Here is a 16,373-nt window from a genome sequence, read left to right on the forward strand (position 1 = left end):
CAGAAGCGGCTACACTAGAGGCAAGACACCCGAAGGAAGGTTCCATGGTTGCCACATCCTGGCTGTCCCCCGCCAACCAACATGCCTTCGGGCAATTGATCCGTCAGCTGCAGCAGGCACCCCTGCCGGATTTGGCGCACCCTGACCGGTTGGACGCCCTGCGTGACGCCATGGCACAGCTGTGTGATCTGCAGCGCTTCGGCATCCTCTACGGTGAGGGCAGCCACCTGCAGCTGTTCTCCCCCCTGGGCTGGCCTCCCCCCTGGCAGGATGGCGAGGTGGCCGACGAGCTGGGTCTGACCCGGCATCTGGCCCAGATGAGCCACACCTCCGGCTGGTGCCAGGTGGAAGTGGGTCAGGGCGAGATACGCCGCATCCTGGCCCTCACCCAACCCCAGCAACAACCCCTGCTGCAGCTGCTGCTGGAGAGCCTGGCCCTCAACTTCTCCCACCAGCAGGCCAGCCGTCGGCTGGAGCTGTGCCGCTCCCCCTTGCTGCACCGGGTGCCCCAGTGGCAAGAGAAGATGGAGAGCTTCATCCGCCTGATGCGCCTGGCCCAGAGCCTGCCGCCGACCCAACTGTGCGCACAATTCGAGTCCAGCCTGCGTTACTGGATGGGCACCCAGAGCCTGCAGGTGCTGCAGCGGGACAATCACCAGTTTCGGCTGCTCTATCCCAGCCAACCGGCCTTGCCCCTGGAGCAGCTGCAGACCTGGGCCAGCAAGTCGGGCTTCGCCGAATACGAGTTGGGCCTGCACCATTGGTATGGGCTGCCGCTGTTTGTCCACCGCAGCCATGCCGCCACCCTGTTGCTGTGCAACCAGCGCCCCCTGACCCAGGAAGACAAGCTACTGCTCACCCTGGTGACCGAGCAGCTGGGCGGCCTGCTGGAGCTGATGCAGCTGCGCCAGCGGCTGGATCGCAGCCGCCGCCTGATGGAGGGCCAGGATCCCCAGCAACAGCTGCGCCGGCACAACCATCTGCTGCTCAAGCAGCTGCGCCAGCGGGATGAGCTGGAGCGCCAGCTGCTGGAGGATGCCCAGCGGGATCCCCTCACCGGCCTGGGCAACCGCAGCCTGTTCCTGCATCACCTGCAGCAGGCGTTGCACCACTACCATCGCTACCCGGATGACGGCTTTGCCGTGCTGCTGCTGGATCTGGTCTCCCTGCGCCAGGTGAATCAGGAGTACGGCGAGGGCATGGGGGATCTTCTGCTCAAGACCATGGCCCGCCTGCTGCAAGAGTCGGTGCGGCAGAACGATCTGGTGGCGCGGCTCAGTGGCGACGAGTTCGTGCTGCTGCTGGATTACGCCTTCCACACCGAGACCATCACCCCGGTGATCAGCCGCATCCTGGACCGGTTGCAGGATCCGCTGCTGCTCAACGAGACCCCGCTGCAGATCCGCGCCAACATGGGAGTGGCCACCGTCTCGCCGGAGATCAAGGATGCTGGCCAGATGCTGCACCAGGCGGACATGGCGCTGTTTCAGGCCAAGCGCAGCAATCAGGGCCATGCGGTCTTCTATTCGGAGTTGTGTGACGTCACCGAGCGCCCCTCGCCGGAACAGGCCCTGGTGCAGGCACTGCAGGATCAGCGCATCCTGCCCTACTTTCAGCCCATCCATTACCTGGCCGACGGCGAGGTCCACAGCGTGGAGGTGCTGGCCCGCTGGTTGACCCAGGAGGGGGAGCTCAAGGACGCGGTGGAGTTTGTGCCCCTGGCGGAGCAGAGCGGCCTGATCCTGGAGATCGACCGCTTGATACTGCGCCATGTCTGCGGCCTGCTGCACGGCTGGCTGGCCCGCCTGCCCGAGCGTCACGGCCTGCGGCTGGCGGTGAACCTCTCCGGCAAGCACCTGCTGGCGCGGGAACGCATCGAGGCCCTGCTGGCCATCATCAACGACCAGCAGGTGTCGGCGCGGCGGCTGATCTTCGAATTCCGCGAACGGGATCTGGTGCGGCTAGACAGCCGCACCCTGGGGCTGCTGCACGAGCTGCGGGCCAAGGGCATCGAGATCGCGGTGGATGACTTCGGCACCGGCTACAGCTCCCTCAACGCCCTGTTTCATTACCCGGTGGACTACATCAAGGTGGATGACAGCTTCACCCACCGGCTCGACAAGTCGCCGCGGGATCGCACCCTGATCCGCACCATACGGGATCTGGGCCGCGACCTGGGCATGGGGGTGATCATCGAAGGGGTGGAGACCCCCCAGCAGCAGGCGATGCTGCTGGAGCTGGGCTGCGAGCTGGGTCAGGGCTACAAGCTCTCTCTGCCCATGCCCGCCGATGCCGTGCTGGCCCTGCTGATGCCGGGCCCCCGCGGCCTCTAGTTACTTGTCCTTGTTGAACATGGCGCGCAGGTTGGCGATGCCCTGCTGGCCCTTGTGCTGGCGCTCCTCGGCGGTCACCTTGCGCTCCGTGCCCTCCCAGTGCAGATCATGCTGCGGCAGCTCCAGCAGGAAGCGGCTGGGCTCGGGCCGCACCGACTCGCCGAACTGACGGCGCTCCTTGCACAGGATGAAGGTCAGCTCGGTCTGGGCCCGGGTGATGCCCACATAGGCCAGCCGCCGTTCCTCGTCCACATTGTCCTCGTCGATGCTGCTCTGGTGGGGCAGCAGCCCCTCCTCCATGCCGATGAGAAACACATAGGGAAACTCCAGCCCCTTGGAGGCGTGCAGCGTCATCAGCTGCACCTGATCCAGCTCGCCCTCTTCCTCGTTGCGCTCCAGCATGTCCCGCAGGGTCAGGCGACCCACCACCTCCGGCAGCGTCATGGGGGGCTCGTCGGCCTTGGCGTCCCCCTCCAGCATGTCGCCGATCCAGCGGTACAGGGTAGAGACGTTCTGCATGCGCATCTCCGCCGCCCGCGGGCTGGGCGAAGTCTCGTACAGCCACTCCTCGTAGTGGATGTCGCGGATCAGATCCCGCACCGCCTCTAGGGCATTGCCCCGGCTGGCATTGTCCCCCAGCCGCACCAGCCAGTCACAGAAGTGGCGCAGTGCCGTCAGGCCGCGGCCGGACAGGTGCTGCTCCAGCCCCAGCTCGAAGCTGGCGGCAAACAGGCTCTTGGCCCGCTCGTTGGCGTAGTGGCCCAGCTTCTCCAGGGTGGTGGGGCCTATCTCCCGCTTGGGCAGGTTCACCACCCGCAGGAAGGCGTTGTCGTCGTCCGGATTCACCAAGAGCCGCAGGTAGGCCATGATGTCCTTGATCTCGCTGCGGGCGAAGAAGGAGGTGCCGCCGCTGATGCGGTACGGGATGCGGTTTTGCATCAGCACCTTTTCCAGCAGCCGCGACTGGTGATTGCCGCGATAGAGGATGGCGTAATCCCCCCAGCGGGTGCGGTTCATAAAGCGGTGGCCCATGATCTCCGCCGCCACCCGTTCCGCCTCGTGCTCCTCGTTCTTGGCATACAGCACCCGCACCGGCTCGCCGTAGTCCAGCTCGGAGAACAGCTGCTTGTCGAACACATGGGGGTTGTTGGCGATGAGGATGTTGGCGCACTTCAGGATGCGGCCCTTGGAACGGTAGTTCTGCTCCAGCTTGATCACCCGCAGGCTGGGGAAGTCCTGCTGCAGCAGCACCAGGTTCTGCGGCCGGGCCCCGCGCCAGGAGTAGATGGACTGGTCGTCATCCCCCACCACGGTGAAGCGTGAACGCTCCCCCACCAGCAGCTTCACCAGCTCGTACTGACTGGTGTTGGTGTCCTGATACTCGTCCACCAGCAGGTAGCGGATCTTGCTCTGCCAGCGCAGCCGCACCGCCTCGTTGGTGCGCAGCAGCAGGGTGGGCATCAGGATGAGGTCGTCAAAGTCCAGGGCGTTGTAGGCGGTCATCTGCCGCTGGTAGCGCTCGTAGAGCAGCGCCAGCTTCTGTTCCTCGGCATCCCGGGCGCGTGCCAGGGCCGCCCCCGGCAGCACCAGATCGTTCTTCCAGTTGGAGATGGCACCGAGCAGCTGGTTCAGCTGCTCCTTGTCCCCCTGCAGCTCCGTCTCGGTCAGCTCCTTGAGCAGGGCCATCTGATCCTGATCGTCGAACAGGGTGAAGTTGGCCTTGAGCTTGAGGGTCTGATGCTCCTTGCGGATGATATCCAGCCCCAGGGAGTGAAAGGTGGAGACCATGAGGCCGCGCAGCAGCTTGCGATCCAGGGTCTGGCCCACCCGCTCCTTCATCTCCTTGGCCGCCTTGTTGGTGAAGGTCACGGCGCAGATGTGGCGGGCCTGGTAGCCGCATTGCTTGATCAAGTAGGCAATCTTGGTGGTGATGACCCGGGTCTTGCCCGACCCGGCCCCCGCCAGCACCAGACAGGGCCCGGAGACATATTCCACCGCCTCCATCTGCCGAGGATTTAATTTCATCCGACGTCGCTCCACACCAAAGATTCAGGCGGGGGATTGTAGCAAAAAACCGGCGTCGCACCGCCGCGTTAGCCGGCGTAAAGCCGGGAAAAGCTGGGTAAAACGACTCCGCGCTGGATAAAAAACTACCCATGATGGTGCCATGCCAGCCTCGGGAGTCCATCCATGTTGCGCCTCGACACCGCCAGTCTCTATGCCAACAGCGCCACCGCCAGCAGCACGGCCAGCGTGCCGACATCGGCCAACGATGACAGCCTGATCACGCCGACTGCCGACGACAGCCTGCCGCCACCGCCCCCCGGGGCCGATACCGTCACCCTCTCCGAGGAGGGACTGGCGCGGCTGCGGGATGATCCGCCGCCACCGCCGCCGCCCCGCCACGACAAGGAGGAGCTGCAGCAGACCGTCTCCTCCCTGGAGGCAGAACTGGACGAGGTACAGCAGCAGCTCAACGCCCTGGAGCAGGACGAAGATCCCCAGGCCCAGCAGGAGCAAGCCAGCCTGCAGCAGAAATTGGGTGAGCTGAACAGTGCCCTGGACGATGCCCAGCAGAAGCTGGATCAGCCACCGGAGGAGCCGCCGGGACGCAAGCCCCGTCACGGCCCCATCGCCGCCTATCTGGCCCACCAACCGGCACCTCACTCCTTCCAGGCCGTCCCGGCCTGACCGATCTGGCGCGGATTTGCCTTCCTGTGTCCTTTTGCCGATCATAACGGCCTGCACAGGAGAGACCCATGTCCGCCCATTTCGATGTACCGGCCCTGCGGGCGCAGTTCCCCGCCCTGCACCAGAGCGTTAATGGCCGCCCCCTGATCTACCTGGACAATGCCGCCACCAGTCATAAGCCGCTGGCGGTGCTGACGGCCATGGACGCCTTCTACCGCCGGGACAACGCCAACGTCCACCGCGCCGCCCATACCCTGAGCGCCCGGGCCACCGAAGCCTTCGAGGCGGCCCGCGGCACGGTGGCGCGTTTTGTGAATGCCGCCCGGCCCGAGGAGATCATCTGGACCCGGGGCACCACTGAGGCCATCAACCTGGTGGCCAACAGCTGGGGCGCCAGCCTGGGGCCCGGCGACGAAATCCTGCTCTCCACCCTGGAGCACCACGCCAACATAGTGCCCTGGCAGCTGCTGGCCCAGCGGCAGGGAGTGCAGATCAAGGTCATCCCCCTCACAACGACCGGCGAGCTGGACCTGGCGGCCGCCCTGGCCCTGCTGAGCCCACGCACCCGATTGCTGGCCGTCAGCCAGGTCTCCAACGTGCTGGGCACCGTCACCCCCTTGGCCCGGCTGATCGCCGCCGCCAAATCGGAGGGCGCCCTGACCCTGGTGGACGGCGCCCAGGCGGCGGGCCACCTGCCGGTGGATGTGCAGGCCCTGGGCTGCGACTTCTATGCTTTTTCGGGCCACAAGCTCTACGGCCCCACCGGCATCGGCGTGCTCTATGGCCGTCATGATCTACTGGAGCAGATGCCGCCCTGGCAGGGCGGCGGCGAGATGATCCGCAAGGTGAGCTTTGCCGGCACCCGCTTCAACGCGCCGCCATTTCGCTTCGAGGCCGGCACCCCGCCCATCGCCGAGGCCATCGGCCTGGCGGCGGCGCTGGACTTTCTGACCAATCTGCCCGACGGCTGGCGCCAACACGAGGCGGATCTGCTCGCCCAGCTGTGTGATGGCCTGGATGCCCTGCCCTTCGTGCGCCGGATCGGCCGCCCAAGTGAGCAGGTGGGGGTGGTGTCGGTCACCTTCGACGACTGGCATCCCCAGGATGCCGGCGAGCTGCTGGATCAGATGGGCATCGCCTGCCGGGTGGGGCACCACTGTGCCATGCCGCTGATGGAGGCCCTGGGGCTGGACGGCACCCTGCGCTTCGCCCCCGCCCTGTACAACACCCGCGAGGAGATCGCCGCCACCCTGGCGGCCCTGGCCCGCTTACCGGAGTTTTTCTGATGGATGCTGCGCAGATTAGTTTTCTCACCCGGCATCCCCTGGGGGACGGCGGCCTGGATGCAGCGACGGTGATCGCCGCCCTGGGGCAAGGGGCCTGGGAGGAGCGCTACCGCGCCCTGATCCAGCTGGGCAAACAGTTGCCGGCTGTGCCGCCGGAATGGCGCGGTGAGGAGCAGGAACTGCCCGGCTGCGAGAGCCAGGTCTGGCTGCTGAGCCATCAGGATGAGGCTGGGGTCTGGCACTTCGCCGCCGACAGCCAGGCCCGCATCGTGCGCGGCCTGCTGGCGGTGGTGCTGGCGGCCCTCAATCACCAGCGCACCGAGGCCATTCTGGCCACCGACATGGCCGGCTACTTCGAGACGCTGCAGCTGGCCAAGCACCTGAGCCCCTCCCGGGGCAATGGCCTGCGGGCCATGGTGGAGGCCATCCGCAACCAGGTGGCCTAAACCGGAAAGTGGGGCAAACCTAGGCAGGCTGCCGCAGGGCCCGGGCACCGCGCTCGGCGATCTTGGTGAGCACCCGGGAGGCGGCCACCAGGCCGAAGGTGCCGGTGACCACGGAGACGGCGCCAAAGCCCGAGGCACAGTCCATCTTGAGGTTGCCGTCGCTGGCGGCCTTGGCATGGCAGACACCGCCGGCGCCGTCGGGGTAGCGCAGCTGCTCGGTGGAGTAGACGCACTCCACGCCGAACTTGCGGTTGGGCTCCCGGGTGAAGCCGTGCAGCCGGCGCAGATCCGCCCGCACCTTGGATGCCAGGGGATCCATGGTGGTGCGGGCCAGGTCCGCCACCTGCACCAGGGTGGGATCCAGCTGACCGCCGGCCCCGCCGGCCACTATGATGGGCAGCTTGCGCCGCTTGCAGTAGGCGACGAGCGCCACCTTGGCCTTGAGGCTGTCGATGGCGTCCACCACATAGTCAAAGCCGTCGTGAATGTACTCGGCCAGGTTATCGGCGGTGACGAAGTCATCCACAATCGTCACCCGGCAGTCCGGGTTGATCTCGCGCACCCGCGCCGCCATCACCTCCACCTTCAGCTCGCCCACCGTGGACTGCAGGGCATGCAGCTGACGGTTGCTGTTGGTGATGCAGACATCATCCAGATCGATGAGGGTGAGGGCCCCGATGCCGGAACGGGCCAGGGCTTCCACCGCCCAGGAGCCCACGCCGCCGATGCCCACCACACAGACGTGGGCGGCAGCGAACTGGCTGAGGGCCGGCTGGCCATAGAGGCGGGCGATGCCGCCGAAGCGTTGCAGGTAGTCGGGGGTCATGATGGCTTGATGAGAACGCAAAAGGGGTCACATTATAGCAGCCGTCCCCAGGCCGCCAAGCCGATCCCGCTCCCGGCCATTTTTGCCTTGGTGCATTACACTCAACTCAGATAGGTGAGAAGGAACCATCTGGTAACCATGATGCATCTCGGGCTGCCTGCCATCCTCAACAAAACGGAGCTGCGCTTCATCGCCCAGCCCATCCTCGACCAACAGGGCGGCCTGTTCGGTCACGAGATCTTGCTGCGCTTCAAGCACTTCGAATCCCCCGCCGCCCTGCTGAAAATCGTCCGCCACCTGGACTTGCGTCCCGACCTGGATCTGGATGTCTGTCAGCAGGCCGCCGAGCTCATCCCCTTCCACAACCTGGAGGGGTGCTGGAATCTCAACCTGTTTGCCAACTCCCTGCTGCTGGACGAGGTGCGTCACCAGCTCATCGCCATGGCGGATCAGCTGGGCCCCCACCAGCTGCTGCTGGATCTGCTGGAGCTGGACAAGACCACCGACATGCCGCACCTGCGCAAGGCCATGGCCCTGCTGCACGATGCCGGCATCCAGTTCGCCCTGGATGTGGAGGACATGGAAAACCCCTGCAGCCAGCTGTTGCCCTTCCAGCTGCTGCGCATGGATGTGAGACGCACACCGCGCGCCCTATGGGAACACTGGCTGGAGGAGGCCCACACCCGGGATCTGCCGCTGCTGGCCTATCGGGTGGAGAGTGAACAGCAGCTGCTGACCCTCACCGAGCTGGGGGCCGACTACCTGCAAGGCTATGCGGTGCGCGAGTCAGTGCCGCTGGAGCCCGAGCTCTCCCGTTTTTAGGTCCGCTGACCGAATCATGCCCCAGAATTTACAGCGACCGCCGCCATCAGGCACAATAAGCGCCTGTTTTGCCTCAGGCACCTCTAGGAATCCCATCATGCACCCTACGGCCCAGGCTACTGCCCCCACCGTGTCCATCGTCATACCCGCCAAGAACGAAGTCGATAACCTCAGACCCCTGATCGAGGAGATCCGCGCCGCCATGACGGAGCGCTACGACTACGAGCTCATCTACGTGGACGATGGCAGCACGGACGACACCTTCACCACCCTGCAGGCCATCCATGCCGAAGGGCAGGTGCCCCTCAAGGTGATCCGCCACGCCCAGAGCGTGGGCCAGAGCCTGGCCATCCTGAGCGGGGCCTGGCAGGCCAGCGGTCAATGGCTGGTGGTGCTGGACGCCGATGGCCAGAACGATCCCGCCGACATCCCCGGCATGCTGGCCGCCGTGATGCAGGCCCATGACCAGGACGCCAAGGTATGGGGCGTCATCGGCCATCGGGTCAACCGGCGGGATGACTGGGTCAAGCGCCTCTCTTCCAAGCTGGCCAACGGTTTTCGTGATTTCATGCTCAAGGACGGCATCCCGGATACCGGTTGCGGCCTGAAGGCGGTGTTGCTGGCCCGCTACCTGCGGCTGCCGGCCTTCAATCACATGCACAGATACATCCCCACCCTGCTGCAAGCTCAGGGCGGCATCATGCTGGTGCACCCGGTCAATCACAGACCCCGTCTGGCGGGCAAGTCCAACTACGGGGTGTGGAACCGCCTCTGGGTGGGCCTGGTGGATGTGCTGGGGGTCTGGTGGCTCAAGCGCCGGGCCAAGGTGATCCTGGTGCAGGAGCAACTCTAAATGGAGTGGCTCAACGCCCCCATCGCGGCCCTGGATTGGACCGGCATCCACATCACCGGCTGGAAACTCATCGGCTACACCGGCGCCATCATGTTCGGCGGCCGCTGGCTGGTGCAGTTTGTCGCCGCCAAGCGCGCCGGCAAGCCCGTGATCCCGCGGGTCTTCTGGTACATGAGCGTCTGCGGCAGCCTGATGACCCTCAGCTACTTCGTCTTCTCCCCCAAGCAGGACTCGGTGGGCGTGCTGCAGAACCTGTTCCCCGCCTTCACCGCCCTGTACAACCTCTATCTGGATATCCGCCACCGCGGCTGGCGGCGCGACAAGGCCAGCCACTGACCTCGAGGTAAGCATGCTCACCGACACCCTGCTGCTGCACGGTTCCCGTTCCGCCCGCCAGGATCTGTTCTGGCTGCTGTTGCTGGCCCTGGTGGTGCTGGGTGCCGGCCTGGGGCTGCGGGATCCCTGGCCCGCCGATGAACCCCGCTTCGCCCTGGTGGCCAAGCAGATGGTGGAGTCGGGCCAATGGCTGTTCCCCATGCGCGGCGGCGAGCTCTACCCCGACAAGCCGCCCATGCTAATGTGGCTCATCGCCTTCTTCTACAGCCTGACCGGCAGCCTCAAGCTGAGCTTCCTGCTGCCCTCCCTGCTGGCCGGGCTGGGGTGCGTGGCGCTGGTGTATGACGCCGCCCGCCGCCTGTGGGATAACGCCACCGGCCTGCGGGCCGGCCTGCTGCTGCTGTTCACCGTGCAGTTCACCGTGCAGGCACACCTGGCGCAGATCGACGCCCTGCTCACCTTCTTCGTCACACTGGGGCTCTACGGCTTCCTGCGCTTCTTAGTCTGTCAGGACGGCTGGCGCTGGTACTACCTGGGCTGGTTTGCCGCTGGGCTGGGCATCATCACCAAGGGGGTGGGCATCATAGCCGCCCTGGTGCTGCTGCCGGCGCTGTGGACCCACTGGCAAGCCATCCGTCAGGCCAGCCTGCGCCAATGGCTCAAGGCCATGGCCGGCCCCCTGGTGATGCTGCTGGCCATCAGCCTCTGGCTGGTACCCATGGTGCTGGCCGTGGCCCACAGCGGTGATCCCCTGCACCTGGCCTATCGGGACAATATCCTGTTCCGCCAGACGGTGACTCGCTACGCCAACGCCTGGCATCACGTCAAACCCTTCTGGTACTACCTGACCAACGTGATCCCGCCCTTCTGGCTGCCCCTCTCCCTCCTGCTGCCCTGGCTCATCTGGCAGGGCGCCAAGGCGGTAAAGACCGGCAACCGGGCCGCCCTGCTGCTGATGGGCTACCTGCTGGCCGCCCTGCTGTTCTTCTCCTGCTCGCCGGGCAAGCGCGGCGTCTACATGACGCCCCTGACCCCGGCCCTGGCCCTGCTGGCCGCCCCCTGGCTGTCGCTGCTGCTGGCCCGCCGCTGGCCCGCCCGTCTGTTCACCGGCCTGGCCTGGCTGCTGCCTAGCCTGTTCCTGCTGCTGGTGCCCGCCCTGCTGCTGAGCCACCAGCTGGACAAGCTCACCGCCGAACTCTCCGGACCGGCCTGGCCCCTGGCCCTGAGCCTGGGTGTCACCGGCCTGCTGGCCAAGCTCTGGCTGCGCCGCCAACCCCTCACCGGCCTGCTGGCGGTGCTGACCCTGCTCTGGTTGCACTATGGGCTGTGGGCCTATCCGCTGCTTAACCCGGTACGCACCCCGGCGGACATCATGGCCCAGGTGGATGCGCGGGTGCCGGCCCAGGACGAGGTGCTGATCGTGGATTTTCGTGAGCAGCTGTTGCTGTTTGCCGGCCACCCGGTGCTGCATTACCCCTATGCCATGAACGACAAGCAGCAGGCGCCCAATGCCGCCGTCTGGCTCAAGGCCGCCCCCGGCCGCTGGGTGCTGGGGCAACAAGCCCGTCTGGCCGGCTGTTTCGATCCGGCCAAGGGTGAAGCCCTGGGTAACCGGCATGGCGATGAATGGCTACTGGTGCGCAGCGATGCCATCCTGGCCGACTGCCCGGCGCCGGAGGAGCAGGTCGCCCCCTATCGCTATACCCCAACACGCCATTACTAGCAGCGCGGGCCAATCCCCCGGCAAGGAGTCACCATGAAGTACCTGGTCACCGGCGCCGCCGGTTTTATCGGCTTTCATGTCAGCCAGCGGCTGCTGGCCGCCGGCCACCAGGTGGTGGGGCTGGACAACCTCAACGACTACTACGACGTGCGGTTAAAAGAGGCCCGCCTGGCCCTGCTGGCGCCGGAGGCGGGCTTTAGTTTCATCAAGGGGGAGCTGGCTGACCGGCCCGCCATGGCGGATCTGTTCGCCCAACAGCGCTTTGATCGGGTGGTGCATCTGGGCGCCCAGGCCGGGGTGCGCTACTCCCTGGACAACCCCCACGCCTATGCCGACGCCAACCTGGTGGGGCACCTGAACATCTTGGAGGGCTGCCGCCAGACCCAGGTCGGCCACCTGCTCTACGCCTCATCGAGCTCGGTCTACGGCCTCAACCGCAAGACGCCGTTTGCCACCAGCGACAGCGTGGATCACCCCGTCTCCTTGTACGCCGCCACCAAGAAGGCCAACGAGCTGATGAGCCACAGCTATGCCCATCTCTACGGCCTGCCCACCACAGGGCTGCGCTTCTTCACCGTCTATGGCCCCTGGGGCCGGCCGGACATGGCGCTGTTCAAGTTCACCAAGGCGATTCTGGCAGGGCAAGCCATCGACGTGTACAACCAGGGCGACATGCGCCGGGACTTCACCTACATAGACGACATCGCCGAGGCAGTGGTGCGGTTGACCGACGTCATCCCCCAGCCCAACCCGGCCTGGACGGTGGAGACCGGCTCAGCGGCGGACAGCTCGGCGCCCTATCGGGTGTACAACATAGGCAACAGCCAGCCGGTGGCCCTGACCCACTTCATCGGCGAGCTGGAGCGGGCCCTGGGGGTGAAGGCGCAGATGAACCTGCTGCCCATGCAGCCCGGCGACGTACTGGAAACCAGCGCCGACACCTCGGCCCTGGAAGCCGCCATCGGCTTCAAACCCCACACCGCACTGGCCGACGGCCTGGCGCGGTTTGTGGCCTGGTATAAGGATTTTTATCGGGTCTGATGGAATGAGCGTCGTCTCCTACACGGCGACGCTGAACACCTGGCCGGGGCGGGTGGCGGCTTCGCCGTAGCGGCTGGCCAGGGTATGGCGGGGGGTCGGTGCCGGGGTGTCGCCGGTGGCATCATCCAGCCAGTTATTCAGCTGGCGCTGCACCCGCGCCTCGCGATACCAGTCGTACAGATCCGGCCCCTGATTGTCATGCCGAGCCTGATCGCTGCCATCCAGATAGGCGTCGAACACCGCCTGCTGCTGATGGTGTTTGGCCCCGGCCACCAGCCACTGGCGCGTCTGGTCCCGGGTCTGCGGATCCTGGGTCTGCGCCTCTTGGTTGACCCGGGTCACCGGGGCCAGGGTACGGGTGTCGGACACTCCCTTGTCCATGGTGTAGGTGGCCGGCCAATCCTGCCGGGCCACGCTGGCGATACCATGGAACATGTCGATTCTCCTCAGCTTGGAGAACCAGGGTACAAGATTTGAGCAATGCCGGTTGACCTTTAGCCGGGTTGGTTAAGGCCGCATTAACCCTGCAGCGCCGATCCCTCGGCAATGGGACTCACAAGAACCTTTTTTTCCCAGCGCCGGCTCTTCCAACGCCAGTACATGGCCAGGCCCCGGGTCCATTCGTCGGCGGCAAACGCCAGCCAGATCCCAACCAGACCCCAGCCCAGATGCAGCCCCAGGAACCAGGCCAGCGGAATGGCCAGCCCCCACATGGAGAGGATGGCCATCATCAGCGGGAAGCGGGCATCGCCGGTGGCCCGCAGCGAGTTGATCACCACGATATTGAAGGTGCGCCCGGGTTCCAGGATCAGGCTGATGAAGAACAGCTGGGTGGCCATGGCCACGATTTCCTGATCATCCGTAAACAGGCTCATGAAGAAGTGGCCACCGCCGAAGGCCGCCGGCACCACCACGGCGGCGGTCACCAGCAGCCCCAGCTTGAGACTGCGCAGCAGCTGGTGATAGGCCTGCTCGAACTTGCCCGCCCCCACCAGATGGCCGATGAGGATCTCGGTGCCCAGGCCGATGGACAGGCCGAACAGCAGGATGAACAGGCAGATCTGGAAGAAGAACGACTGGGTAGCCAAGGCCTTGTCCCCCAGCAGGGCGACGAAGGAGGTCACCACCATGAACTGCAGCATCCAGGAGAGGTTCTCCCCGGCGGCCGGCAGACCGATATGCATGATCTTGCCCAGCACGGCCCGCGGCCAGTGGAAGAAGCGCAACGGATAGAGGCGGATGCCGGTGCGGGCCTGCAGCAGGTAGACCAGCAGGGCCACCGCCACCAGCCGGCCCACCACGGTACTCCAGGCCACCCCGGCCACCCCCAGCTGGGGCAGGCCGAACCAGCCGAACAGCAGCAGGGCATTGCCGACGAAGGTGATGAGGTTGGCCACCAGGGTCACGTACATGGCCTCCCGGGTGTGGCCATGGGCCCGCAGGGTGGCCGCCAGGCAGAGACTGGCCGCCTCCGGTACCAGCAAGAGGCCTATGATGGTCAGGTAGCTATGCCCATCCTGCATCAGGTTGTCCGGCATGTTCATCAGGTGCAGCAGGCCATCGGCGCCCAGCAGCACCACCAGCATGGCCACCAGGCCCACCAGCAGGTTGAAGCCGATGGCGGTGTGCACCACCTGGCGGGCCATGCGCCGGTTGCCGGATCCCAAATACTGGGCGATCACCACGCTGCAGCCGATGCCGATGAAGTTGAACAGGGTGATGCACAGATCCAGGATCTGGTTGCCCACCGCCAGGGCGGCCACCGCCTGGTAGGAGACGTGGCCCACCATGAAGGTGTTGAGGGCGCCGGTGAGAAAGTGAAACGCCAGATCGATGAACAGCGGCCAGGTCAGCTGAAACAGCGACCCGGGATTGTGTGAGGTAGAGGCCATGGATAAAAAACCTGAGCAGGCGGATAGAAAACGGCAGCAGGGATTAGACGCCAGAGTGTGATCCAGCGCAATCCCTACCTTGGGTGGAGACGGGGGGTGGAAGGCGCCATTTAGGCGCCACTTGGGTCGCTCACGAAGGCCAGCTTGGTGAGGCCGTGGCGGGAGGCCTGGGCCATCAGCTTGGCCACCTGCTCGTAGGGCACCTGCTTGTCCACCTTGAGCTGCAGCTCGGGTTGCGGCTGCTTGTCCGCCAGCTGGCCCATCTTGTCGTCCAGACAGGCACTGTCGCAGGGCTCGCCGTTCCAGAAGCTCTGCCCCTGGGCATCCAGCGCCAGGCTGATGTCATCCGGCTTGGGCTGATTCTCGGCACTGCTGGCCTCCGGCAGCTCCAGCTTCACCGCGTTGGTCAGCAGGGGCGCGGTGATCATGAAGACAATCAGCAGCACCAGCATCACATCGATCATGGGGATCATGTTGATGTCCGCCATCGGCTGCTCCTCCCCCTCCTCTCCCCCCAGGCGTCCGAAGGCCATCAGCGCACCTCCTGGCTCTGCCGGCCGCCCGTGGTGAGCAGGGCGTGCAAGTCATGGGCGAAGCCTTCCAGCGAGGCCATCTTCAGGCGGTTGAGCCGCACGAACAGGTTGTAGATCAGCACCGCCGGCAGGGCCACCGCCAGGCCGAAGCCCGTCATCACCAGGGCCTCGCCCACCGGGCCCGCCACCTTGTCCAGGCTGCTCTGGCCGCTGGCACCTATGGCCAGCAGGGCGTGATAGATGCCCCAGACGGTGCCGAACAGGCCGACAAAGGGGGCTGCCGAGCCCACCGAGGCCAGGAAGGTCAGCCCCGCCTCCAGCCGCAACCGCTCCCGGCTGATGGCGTGGCGCAGGGCCCGCAGCACAAACTCCTCGCCCGAGCCCAACAGCAGGCGCCCCTCCGCCTGCTGGGCCTGGCGGGCAGCCCCCAGGGCGGCGGCACACAGGCGGCCATAGGCTTCGTTGGCGCCGCTGGCCAGCTGGCCGGCCACCGCCTCCAGATCCGGGCACTGCCAGAAGCCCTTGAGGTAGGCGCGGCTGCGGCGCTTCTCCTGCCAGGCCACCCAGCACTTGAACAGCAGGTAATAGAGGGTACCCATGGACATCAGGATCAAGAGCACCAGGGGCACCAGCCCCAGGCCCGAGTTCTGGGTCAACAGCTGGGCCATGCCCATGGCGCCAGGCTCGACGTTTGGATTCATCCGATTAACTCCTCAATTGAAAAACGATGGGGACGCGCACCCAGGCTGCCACCTTCTGTTCGCCACGCCGCGCCGGCACGAAGCGCCAGCTCAGCACCGTCTTGCGGGCCGCCTCGTCCAGCCGCGGATGACCGCTGCCCTGGGCCAGCTCCACCGCCAGGGGCTGACCGTCGGCGGAGACTCTGACCCGTAGCATCACCTTGCCCTCCTCGCGAAACCGCCGGGACAGGGGCGGATAGGCGGGGGCCGGGTTGTTCAGGTAGGCGGCGTTGAATTGGGGGGACGACTGGCTGGGCCCAGGCTGCCCCTGCTTCTGTGTCTGCTGGGCCGGCGCACTGGCCACCGGCGCCGGCGCGGCCGCCTGAGGGGCGGCAGGCGACGCCTGGGGTGCCGGCGGCACCGGCTTGGCCCGTGCCACGGGCTTGGGTTTAGCCGTCGGCTTGGGCTTCGCCACAGGTGTTGGCTTGGGCTCAGGCTTGGGTTCCGGCTTGGGCGGTGGCGGCTGGACTGCCTGGGGGGCCGGCGGCGTCTGCGGAGCCGCCACCACAGGCGCCGGTGCCGCGACCCAGCGCACCGCCACCACGCCGGGCGGCGTAACCGGCACCTCAATGGCGGGCTGATGCCACAGGGCCCAGGCGGCGCCCAGGTGGGTCAGCAGCACCAGCAGGCCGCACACCAGCCGGCTACGCTGACCACCCAGAGGGCAGCTGCGCGGTGCCGCCACCTGGGGCAGCGGCCGGGCCGACGCCGGCCGCACTGGCCTGGGCCCTTGCCTGGCCCGGCGACTGTCTTGCCAAGCCAGTTGGCGATCTTGGCAAGCCAGCTGGCGCTCATTCCACGCCAGTTGGCTATGCAGGGCGGCAGTGGTCATAGAACTCCTCCTCTACGCG

General features: G+C 66.2%; 16 protein-coding genes. 9 read left to right on the forward strand and 7 right to left on the reverse strand.

Going from position 1 to position 16,373, the window contains the following annotated elements; genetic code table 11:
* Window positions 1–44: 44 nt before the first annotated feature.
* A complete protein-coding gene (locus tag ABD847_RS02990; RefSeq protein ID WP_345009900.1) occupies window positions 45–2,333 on the forward strand; it encodes a putative bifunctional diguanylate cyclase/phosphodiesterase in 2,289 nt (762 codons plus the stop codon).
* Here ABD847_RS02990 and rep read toward each other — a convergent pair whose 3' ends face one another.
* On the reverse strand, window positions 2,334–4,358 hold the full coding sequence (gene rep / locus ABD847_RS02995) for a DNA helicase Rep (protein WP_345009902.1): 2,025 nt from the start codon (window positions 4,356–4,358) through the stop codon (window positions 2,334–2,336). It lies immediately after the preceding gene.
* Window positions 4,359–4,523: 165 nt separating this feature from the next.
* Between rep and ABD847_RS03000 the strand changes: the two genes are divergently transcribed.
* The 3 genes from ABD847_RS03000 (at window position 4,524) to ABD847_RS03010 (ending at window position 6,756) form a co-directional block, all read left to right on the forward strand.
* Window positions 4,524–5,024: a hypothetical protein gene (locus ABD847_RS03000; protein WP_345009904.1), complete on the forward strand. Its 501-nt coding sequence runs from the start codon at window positions 4,524–4,526 to the stop codon at window positions 5,022–5,024.
* A 68-nt stretch (window positions 5,025–5,092) separates the two neighbouring features.
* On the forward strand, window positions 5,093–6,310 hold the full coding sequence (locus tag ABD847_RS03005) for an aminotransferase class V-fold PLP-dependent enzyme (protein ID WP_345009906.1): 1,218 nt from the start codon (window positions 5,093–5,095) through the stop codon (window positions 6,308–6,310).
* Entirely contained in the window at window positions 6,310–6,756 is a 447-nt protein-coding gene (locus tag ABD847_RS03010) for a SufE family protein (protein ID WP_345009908.1), read from the forward strand. Before ABD847_RS03005 ends, ABD847_RS03010 begins: the two co-directional genes overlap by 1 nt.
* Window positions 6,757–6,775: 19 nt before the next feature.
* Here ABD847_RS03010 and tcdA read toward each other — a convergent pair whose 3' ends face one another.
* On the reverse strand, window positions 6,776–7,582 hold the full coding sequence (gene tcdA / locus ABD847_RS03015) for a tRNA cyclic N6-threonylcarbamoyladenosine(37) synthase TcdA (protein ID WP_345010166.1): 807 nt from the start codon (window positions 7,580–7,582) through the stop codon (window positions 6,776–6,778).
* A 138-nt stretch (window positions 7,583–7,720) separates the two neighbouring features.
* Between tcdA and ABD847_RS03020 the strand changes: the two genes are divergently transcribed.
* The 5 genes from ABD847_RS03020 (at window position 7,721) to ABD847_RS03040 (ending at window position 12,357) form a co-directional block, all read left to right on the forward strand.
* The gene (locus tag ABD847_RS03020; protein WP_345009911.1) at window positions 7,721–8,404 is read left to right on the forward strand and encodes an EAL domain-containing protein; all 684 of its coding nucleotides are present in this window, start codon (window positions 7,721–7,723) and stop codon (window positions 8,402–8,404) included.
* Between the two features lie 97 nt (window positions 8,405–8,501).
* The gene (locus tag ABD847_RS03025; protein WP_345009913.1) at window positions 8,502–9,257 is read left to right on the forward strand and encodes a glycosyltransferase family 2 protein; all 756 of its coding nucleotides are present in this window, start codon (window positions 8,502–8,504) and stop codon (window positions 9,255–9,257) included.
* Window positions 9,258–9,593 carry a lipid-A-disaccharide synthase N-terminal domain-containing protein gene (locus tag ABD847_RS03030; RefSeq protein ID WP_345009915.1) on the forward strand — a complete coding sequence of 112 codons (336 nt, stop codon included), beginning with the start codon at window positions 9,258–9,260 and terminating at the stop codon, window positions 9,591–9,593.
* Window positions 9,594–9,606: 13 nt separating this feature from the next.
* Entirely contained in the window at window positions 9,607–11,316 is a 1,710-nt protein-coding gene (locus ABD847_RS03035; RefSeq protein WP_345009917.1) for an ArnT family glycosyltransferase, read from the forward strand.
* Between the two features lie 33 nt (window positions 11,317–11,349).
* The gene (locus tag ABD847_RS03040; protein ID WP_345009919.1) at window positions 11,350–12,357 is read left to right on the forward strand and encodes an NAD-dependent epimerase; all 1,008 of its coding nucleotides are present in this window, start codon (window positions 11,350–11,352) and stop codon (window positions 12,355–12,357) included.
* A gap of 18 nt (window positions 12,358–12,375) precedes the next feature.
* On the opposite strand, the gene ABD847_RS03045 is transcribed toward ABD847_RS03040, so the two are convergent.
* The 5 genes from ABD847_RS03045 to ABD847_RS03065 all read right to left on the reverse strand — a co-directional run bounded on the left by ABD847_RS03045 (window position 12,376) and on the right by ABD847_RS03065 (window position 16,354).
* Window positions 12,376–12,792 carry a hypothetical protein gene (locus ABD847_RS03045; protein ID WP_345009921.1) on the reverse strand — a complete coding sequence of 139 codons (417 nt, stop codon included), beginning with the start codon at window positions 12,790–12,792 and terminating at the stop codon, window positions 12,376–12,378.
* An 83-nt stretch (window positions 12,793–12,875) separates the two neighbouring features.
* A complete protein-coding gene (locus ABD847_RS03050; RefSeq protein ID WP_345009922.1) occupies window positions 12,876–14,249 on the reverse strand; it encodes an MATE family efflux transporter in 1,374 nt (457 codons plus the stop codon).
* 110 nt (window positions 14,250–14,359) lie between these two features.
* Window positions 14,360–14,782, reverse strand: a complete 423-nt coding sequence (locus tag ABD847_RS03055; protein ID WP_345009924.1) for an ExbD/TolR family protein — start codon at window positions 14,780–14,782, stop codon at window positions 14,360–14,362.
* The gene (locus tag ABD847_RS03060) at window positions 14,782–15,483 is read right to left on the reverse strand and encodes a MotA/TolQ/ExbB proton channel family protein (RefSeq protein WP_345009926.1); all 702 of its coding nucleotides are present in this window, start codon (window positions 15,481–15,483) and stop codon (window positions 14,782–14,784) included. Before ABD847_RS03060 ends, ABD847_RS03055 begins: the two co-directional genes overlap by 1 nt.
* 4 nt (window positions 15,484–15,487) lie before the next feature.
* Window positions 15,488–16,354, reverse strand: a complete 867-nt coding sequence (locus ABD847_RS03065) for an energy transducer TonB (protein WP_345009928.1) — start codon at window positions 16,352–16,354, stop codon at window positions 15,488–15,490.
* Window positions 16,355–16,373: the final 19 nt, after the last annotated feature.

The sequence above is a fragment of the Pseudaeromonas paramecii genome (assembly GCF_039540575.1).
In the GTDB taxonomy this organism is placed as follows: domain Bacteria; phylum Pseudomonadota; class Gammaproteobacteria; order Enterobacterales; family Aeromonadaceae; genus Pseudaeromonas; species Pseudaeromonas paramecii.

Excerpts from the sequence above, each read along its gene's own strand:
- ABD847_RS03055 (WP_345009924.1), bottom strand. The coding sequence starts at position 14,782 with ATGGCCTTCGGACGCCTGGGGGGAGAGGAGGGGGAGGAGCAGCCGATG.
- ABD847_RS02990 (WP_345009900.1), top strand. The coding sequence starts at position 45 with ATGGTTGCCACATCCTGGCTGTCCCCCGCCAACCAACATGCCTTCGGG.
- ABD847_RS03005 (WP_345009906.1), top strand. The coding sequence starts at position 5,093 with ATGTCCGCCCATTTCGATGTACCGGCCCTGCGGGCGCAGTTCCCCGCC.
- ABD847_RS03025 (WP_345009913.1), top strand. The coding sequence starts at position 8,502 with ATGCACCCTACGGCCCAGGCTACTGCCCCCACCGTGTCCATCGTCATA.
- rep (WP_345009902.1), bottom strand. The coding sequence starts at position 4,358 with ATGAAATTAAATCCTCGGCAGATGGAGGCGGTGGAATATGTCTCCGGG.
- ABD847_RS03060 (WP_345009926.1), bottom strand. The coding sequence starts at position 15,483 with ATGAATCCAAACGTCGAGCCTGGCGCCATGGGCATGGCCCAGCTGTTG.
- ABD847_RS03010 (WP_345009908.1), top strand. The coding sequence starts at position 6,310 with ATGGATGCTGCGCAGATTAGTTTTCTCACCCGGCATCCCCTGGGGGAC.
- ABD847_RS03030 (WP_345009915.1), top strand. The coding sequence starts at position 9,258 with ATGGAGTGGCTCAACGCCCCCATCGCGGCCCTGGATTGGACCGGCATC.
- ABD847_RS03065 (WP_345009928.1), bottom strand. The coding sequence starts at position 16,354 with ATGACCACTGCCGCCCTGCATAGCCAACTGGCGTGGAATGAGCGCCAG.
- ABD847_RS03020 (WP_345009911.1), top strand. The coding sequence starts at position 7,721 with ATGATGCATCTCGGGCTGCCTGCCATCCTCAACAAAACGGAGCTGCGC.
- ABD847_RS03040 (WP_345009919.1), top strand. The coding sequence starts at position 11,350 with ATGAAGTACCTGGTCACCGGCGCCGCCGGTTTTATCGGCTTTCATGTC.
- tcdA (WP_345010166.1), bottom strand. The coding sequence starts at position 7,582 with ATGACCCCCGACTACCTGCAACGCTTCGGCGGCATCGCCCGCCTCTAT.
- ABD847_RS03050 (WP_345009922.1), bottom strand. The coding sequence starts at position 14,249 with ATGGCCTCTACCTCACACAATCCCGGGTCGCTGTTTCAGCTGACCTGG.
- ABD847_RS03000 (WP_345009904.1), top strand. The coding sequence starts at position 4,524 with ATGTTGCGCCTCGACACCGCCAGTCTCTATGCCAACAGCGCCACCGCC.
- ABD847_RS03035 (WP_345009917.1), top strand. The coding sequence starts at position 9,607 with ATGCTCACCGACACCCTGCTGCTGCACGGTTCCCGTTCCGCCCGCCAG.
- ABD847_RS03045 (WP_345009921.1), bottom strand. The coding sequence starts at position 12,792 with ATGTTCCATGGTATCGCCAGCGTGGCCCGGCAGGATTGGCCGGCCACC.